Annotated in this window: 5 protein-coding genes; 4 read left to right on the forward strand and 1 reads right to left on the reverse strand. The window is 71.5% G+C overall.

Annotated elements, in window-relative coordinates; translation table 11 throughout:
• The first annotated feature begins 12 nt into the window (after nt 1–12).
• Both VFJ94_RS04980 and VFJ94_RS04985 read left to right on the forward strand, forming a co-directional pair.
• Entirely contained in the window at nt 13–513 is a 501-nt protein-coding gene (locus VFJ94_RS04980) for a CHRD domain-containing protein (RefSeq protein ID WP_325003088.1), read from the forward strand.
• A 187-nt stretch (nt 514–700) separates the two neighbouring features.
• Nucleotides 701–1639 (forward strand): hypothetical protein, encoded by a 939-nt coding sequence (locus VFJ94_RS04985; protein WP_325003089.1) that lies wholly within the window; start codon nt 701–703, stop codon nt 1637–1639.
• A 302-nt stretch (nt 1640–1941) separates the two neighbouring features.
• On the opposite strand, the gene VFJ94_RS04990 is transcribed toward VFJ94_RS04985, so the two are convergent.
• Complete coding sequence (locus tag VFJ94_RS04990; protein WP_325003090.1) at nt 1942–4362, reverse strand: glycoside hydrolase family 31 protein; 2421 nt, start codon at nt 4360–4362, stop codon at nt 1942–1944.
• Here VFJ94_RS04990 and VFJ94_RS04995 point away from each other — a divergent pair.
• Together VFJ94_RS04995 and VFJ94_RS05000 are read left to right on the forward strand one after the other, a co-directional pair.
• Entirely contained in the window at nt 4361–4942 is a 582-nt protein-coding gene (locus VFJ94_RS04995; RefSeq protein WP_325003092.1) for a TM2 domain-containing protein, read from the forward strand. The genes VFJ94_RS04990 and VFJ94_RS04995 overlap by 2 nt on opposite strands.
• 316 nt (nt 4943–5258) lie before the next feature.
• Nucleotides 5259–5795, forward strand: coding sequence for a M23 family metallopeptidase (locus VFJ94_RS05000; protein WP_325003091.1), 537 nt, complete (start codon nt 5259–5261; stop codon nt 5793–5795).
• Nucleotides 5796–6000 lie beyond the last annotated feature (205 nt).

The raw sequence follows: 6000 nt of genomic DNA on the forward strand, positions 1-6000 counted from the left end.
GGGAGCAACACCATGCACCGCACCACCCGTCGCCTGCTCTCCGTCGTCGTCGCCGTCGCGGCCACCACCTTGTCCGTTCCGGCCACCGCCACCGCAGCCGGGCGCCACCTCGAGGCCGACCTCAAGGGCTCGGCCGCCACCGTGCCGCACGCCGAGGGCGAGGCGGAGGTCCGCATCGACCAGGGCCAGCGACGGCTGTGCTACACCCTCGAGGTCGAGGGCCTGCGGGGCGTCGTCGCCGCCCACATCCACGCGGGGCGCGCAAACCAGAACGGCCCCGTCGTCGTGCCGCTCAAGGCCCCGACCATGGGCATGTCGAGCGGCTGCGTCGAGATCTCCCGTGAGCTCGGCAGGGCCATCCTGATGAACCCGTCGGCCTACTACGTCAACGTCCACACCATGCAGTTCCCGGCCGGCGCGATCCGAGGCCAGCTGCACCGGGACGACGACCACGGCGACCACCACGGCGACCACGACGGCGACCACCACGGCGACCACCATGGCGACGACTGACCGATAGTCCGGGTCATCCGCGACCGGCTCCAGCACCGATGGGGCCGGTCGCCTTTTCGCCCCGAGCGGCAGACGGGCCCCGCGCACGTGCCACTCGGTGCGTCGCAGACGCCCGGAAGTGTGGTGCGCCACGATCGACCGCCGGCGTGCGCCTGCCCGCGTACGTTCGAGGCGTAGGGAGCACACCATGGACACGTCCGTCGAAACATCATCCCGCCATCGTCACCTCATCCCTGGGCTCCACCCCGAGCGGCACGTCGGCCTGGGCGGGTCCCTCATCCTCCTCGGCTGCGGTGCCGCGGCGGTGGCCCTGCTCGGTCCGCTCGTGCTCGGGGCCATCGCCTACCACGTCTCCGCGGCGGCGCTCGGCCAGGTCAAGGGCGGCGACGTCGCCGGCCTGCTCCTCGTCGCACCGGTCAGCGTCGTCGCCGGTGTCCTGGTGCTGCGCGGCCGCCGTGCCGGTCCCGCTCTTGGCCTCGGCCCGGCGGCATACGGCCTCTACGTCTCCTTCCAGCTCGCCGTGAGCGGGGACATCACGCGCTATCCGGGCAACAGTGAGCGCTGGTTCCCCCTCTTCGCCGCGCTCTTCGTCCTGTCGGGCGGGGTGCTCGTCCGCGCCTGGGCGGCGCTCGACGCGGAGGCGGTCGCCGGGGCCCGCCCGCCACGGCGGGTCGACCGGGCCGCGGGAGCGTTCCTCCTCGCGGTCGCCGCCTTCCTGGCGCTCGGGCTGCACCTGCGCGGGCTGCTCGACGCGTGGAGGCCGGCCCCGACGAGCACGGAGTACCTCGCTGACCCGACGGTCTTCTGGGTCGTCAAGATGATGGACCTCGGCCTCGTCGTCCCGGTTGCCGTCGTCTGCGGAGTCGGGCTGCTGCGCGGCAGGGAGTGGGCGGGGCGGCTGCGGTATGCCGTGCTCGGCTGGGCCGCGCTGCTCGCCTCGTCGGTCGCCGGCATGGCTCTGGTCATGCAGGTCGGGGGAGACCCCGCCGCCTCGACCGCGAACTCGGTCGTCTTCGTCCTCTTTGCGCTCGTCGCGATCGGCCTCGTGGCCGTGGTCGAGCGGCCGCTCTCCGGTGCGAGCCGGAGACGGCAAGCGCCGGCGAACCTTCCGTCCCGGTCGGCGTAGGTCTTCCGGCACCAGGTGCCGGAGAAACTCCTCCGTCCCCTCGTTCCTGCGTCCCTGCGTCCCCTCGTCCCCTCGTCATCGCGGCCTGGCGGCCTGGCGTCCTCCCGTCGTCGCCACAGCAGCCGAGCCGGCCGGTGAACCGAATCCCCGAAGTGCTCGTCTCCCATGTGGCGTCGCTGCTGAGGGACGCGGTCGCCGGCGCCGGCAACCGGCGCGCGTCGGGCTTCCAGGGGCTAGCCCGACGCGCGTCGGCCGTCGCCGTGGCGGACCGGCCCGGCGCCATCGTCCGCGCGCTCCTCGGGCTACACCTGCAGGGTCAGCCGGAACCCCGTGCCGGTGTTGGCCAGCAGGAACGCGCCGTCTGCGCGCTCCACGGTGTCGCCGTCGACCAGCACCGTGGCGGGGTCGGCGCCGTGGACGACGAGCCGGAACGCCTGCCGTCGCGACTCCGGGTAGCCGTCGCCCTCGACGAGCGCCTCCACCGTCAGCTCCCGGCCCGTCCGGCGGACCGCGAAGGTCGTGCGCAGCCACGCGCCGCGCGCGGCTGCGAAGGTGACCCCGTCGTCCTCGACGAGGAGCGACTCCATGGTCCCGTCCGCGGTGGGCACGAAGAGGTGCAGCTCGACCACCTCCGGGTGGTAGCCGGCCGTCGACGCGGGCGCCTCCGGCCACATCGGGACGACGGCCCCGGCGCGGACGAAGATCGGGATCCGGTCCATCGGTGTGGCGACGATGACATGCTGCCTGCCCCGGACCGGCTCGCGGCTGTGCCAGTCGTACCAGTCGACCCCGGGCAGGTAGACCTGGCGCGCGGTCATGCCGGGCGCGTCCACGGGGGCGACGAGCAGGTCACGCCCGAAGAGGTACTCGTCGTCGATGTCGCGCACCGCCGCGTCGTCCTGGTGGTCGAAGACGAGCGGCCGCTGCACGGGCTCGCCCGTCTCCGAGGCGCGCACGAACGCGGCATACAGGTAGGGCAGGAGCCGGTAGCGCAGCCGCACGGCCTCGCGCGCGTGCCCGTGGACGGCGTCACCGAACGCCCAGGCGTACTGCTCGATGTTGCCGATCTCGGAGTGGTTGCGACAGAAGGGCGTCAGCGCGCCGTACTGCATCCAGCGCAGGAACAGCTCGGCGCTGGCGTTGCCCTGGAAGCCCCCGATGTCGGCACCGACGAAGGGCTGCCCCGAGACGCCGAAGCCGCAGGCCATCGTCATGCTCACCCAGAGGTGGTCCCAACGCGACTGGTTGTCGCCCATCCAGTTGGCGGCATACCGCTGGACCCCCGCGAACCCCGCGCGCGACAGGATGAAGGTGCGCCGCTCGGGCATGGCGCGCAGCAGCCCGTCGTGGGTGCCCATCGCCATGAGCAGCGCGTACTGGTTGTGGAATCGGTCGTGTGACGCGCGGCCGTGGTCGAAGCGCATCGGCGCCGAGGGGATGGTTCCCGTGGCCGGCTCGTTCATGTCGTTCCAGATGCCGGCGAGGCCCGACTCGACGTGGGCGGCGTTGAGCTCCCCCCACCAGTCGCGCGCCTCCTGCGTCGCGAAGTCGGGGAAGGCCGTGTCGCCGGGCCACACCTGGCCGACGTAGGTGTCGCCGCCCTCGGTCCGGCAGAAGAGGTCCCGCTCTCTGCCCTGGTCGAAGACCCAGTAGCCCGGCTCGTGCTTGACACCGGGGTCGATGATCGTGATGACCCGAAACCCTTGCTGTGCAAGGCGGTCCAGCATTCCCGGCGCGTCGGGGAAGGCCTCCGTGTCCCACGTGAAGACGCGGTAGCCGTCCATGTACTCGATGTCGAGCCACAGCGCGTCGCAGGGGAAGTCGTCGTCACGGTGCCGCCGCGCGATGGCCTCGATGTCGTCCTGCGTGTAGCGGTGCCACCGGCACTGGTGGTAGCCGAGGGCCCAGATCGGCGGCAGCGCCGCGCGCCCGGTCAGGTCGGTGTATGCCGTGAGGATCCCGGGCATCGACGGGCCGGCGAAGACGTACTCGACGTACTGCCCGCCGGAGAAGGCGATCCGGTACTCCTCCGCCGCCGTGAAGTCGTAGTACGCCCGGTAGCTGTTGTCGACGAAGGAGCCGGCCATCTGGCCGCCGTCGTAGCGCTGGTGGTAGAAGAACGGGACCGTGACGTAGTAGGGGTCGAACTCCGTGCTGGTGCGGTCGCCGCGCGGGTCGCCGGGCTCCCTGCCCGCGGTGAACTCGGCCGACTCGACGGGGCTGAGGACGTCGGTGTTCCACATCGTGAAGTCGCGGCCCTTTCGGTTGTGCCGGCCGCCCTTCTCGCCCAGCCCGTAGACCGCGTCGGCTCCGCCGCAGCGGCGCCGGACGGTGAAGGCGTCGTTGAGCGTCGCATAGGCCCAGTAGCGCCCGTCGTCGTCCGCCGCGGTCTCGATGACGGGCGAGCCGTCGGCGCGGTGGACGTCGATGCGGAAGGGGTCGAGCCAGAGCGAGACGACGAGCGCGTCGGTGAACAGCCGCACCCGGTCGGCGTCCCGCTCGACCCGCAGGTCGGGGACCGGACCGGCGAACGGGTCGACGCACACGGCATACGTCGGCCTCTCGTCGAACACTCCGCCTCGGCTCATCGCGATCCGCACGACGTCGTCACGGACCACGTCGATGCGCAGCTGCTCGGTGTGCACCTCGGCGAGCAGCCCGCGCTCGGTCCGCGTGACGGTGCCCACCCGCTCGAAGCGGATGAAGTGGTCGGTCTCCAGCATGGTCGGCTCCGTCGTCGGCGTGGCTCGGGCGCCACCCCAACCTAGGGGCCGGCGCCCCCTCCCGCCACGCTCGCTGGGCATCAACTGGCGGATCAACTGGCGGCTGGTGTCGTCTGAGCAGCACCACCTGCCAGTTGATCTGCCAGTTGATGCGGGGCACGGCGGCGTTCGTTCGCTACGACCGGGACCGGAGTGGTATGCCGGTCGGCCCCCGATCGCGTCTCGCGGCCGCCCTGCTCTGCGCGTGCTCGGCGTGCTGGGGGTCCACCGCTTCGATGTCGGCAAGGCGGGGACGGGCGTTCTCCAGCTCCTTACCGCAGGCGGCCTGGGAATCTGGTGGCTCGTCGACTTCATCCTGATCGTCGTCGGCTCGTTCCGGGGGACAAGGAGGAGCGACTCGTCCTCAACTGGCAGTAGGCCAGCGTCCTCGACTCTCGGGTGCGCTCCTCCCCGGCCGGGGGGCGCGGACTGGCCAGCCCCGCGGCATACCGGCCGTGCACACCGACGACCATTGGTCCCGTCGGACGGCAGCCCCCGTGCTCACCGGCCTCGCCGGTGGCGGACCAATGGTCGTCGGTAGGTGCGGCCAGCCCGGCGTCGGGTCCGGGGTCGCGACGTCCACCATGCCGGCATCGAGCTTCGAGCAGTCGAGGATGTCGTCAATGGCCGTGAGGAGAGCCGCACCGGCGTTCTGCACGCCCTTCACGTACTGCAGCTCGGCCCTCCGTCCAGCTGAGACCGGGAACTGCCGCAGACCTGGCCCTGAGACACTTGGGGGCATGCCCGCAGGCGCACAGGAGGACCCCGAGCCAGTTGTGCTCGCTTACCCGTTCTCTGGTAGGTGGCTGACGCGAAATAGCCCCGCACGGCGCGTGCCCAGCCACGGAACACATCATATGGGTACGACCTACGCCATCGACTTCATCCCCGTGGACGTGCGGGGTCGGTCTGCGCCATGGAGCTGGCGAGCTGCCGTCGCGACGGAGGCGCCCGAGCACTTCGTCGGGTTCGGCGCACCCATCCTCGCCCCGTGCTCGGGGCGGGTGGCCATCGCCCACGACGGCGAACCAGACCACGTGGCCAGACGGTCCCAACTGACCCTGTTGCTCTACATGCTCAACCAAGCGGGTCGCGTCCGAGGCGGTCCGTCAGCCATCGCCGGGAACCACGTCGTGATCGCCACGGGCGCCGATGGCCCGTTCGTTCTGCTTGCGCACCTTCGCAAGGGCTCCGTCAAGGTCGCCGTCGGCGACCCCGTCCAGGAAGGCGTGGTGCTCGGCGCCTGTGGCAACTCCGGGAACAGCACGCAGCCGCACCTGCACATCCAGGCGACCGACAGCACGAACTGGGACCGAGCACGAGGACTACCCATCGCCTTCCGGGCTACCGGCGCGCCCGCTCTCCCCGGCGAGTCCGAGATCATCGCGGTGTGACGGGGCGCACTGCTGGTCGCCCTCGCTGCCACCGGGTTGGGGCGTTTGAACGTCGTGCTCGCAGCGCGTCATTGCGCGGTTGACGGCGTGGCGATTCCGGTCAGCTTCGTCGGCCGCGAGCCGCTCCGCCTCGTTGCGCAGCATCGACACAGCGCATCATCGTCCCCACCATCTCGCGTGGACGCGAGGTCTCGCCCTGGGACGC

This window comes from Intrasporangium sp. (assembly GCF_035688975.1).
Classification (GTDB): domain Bacteria; phylum Actinomycetota; class Actinomycetes; order Actinomycetales; family Dermatophilaceae; genus CALMNV01.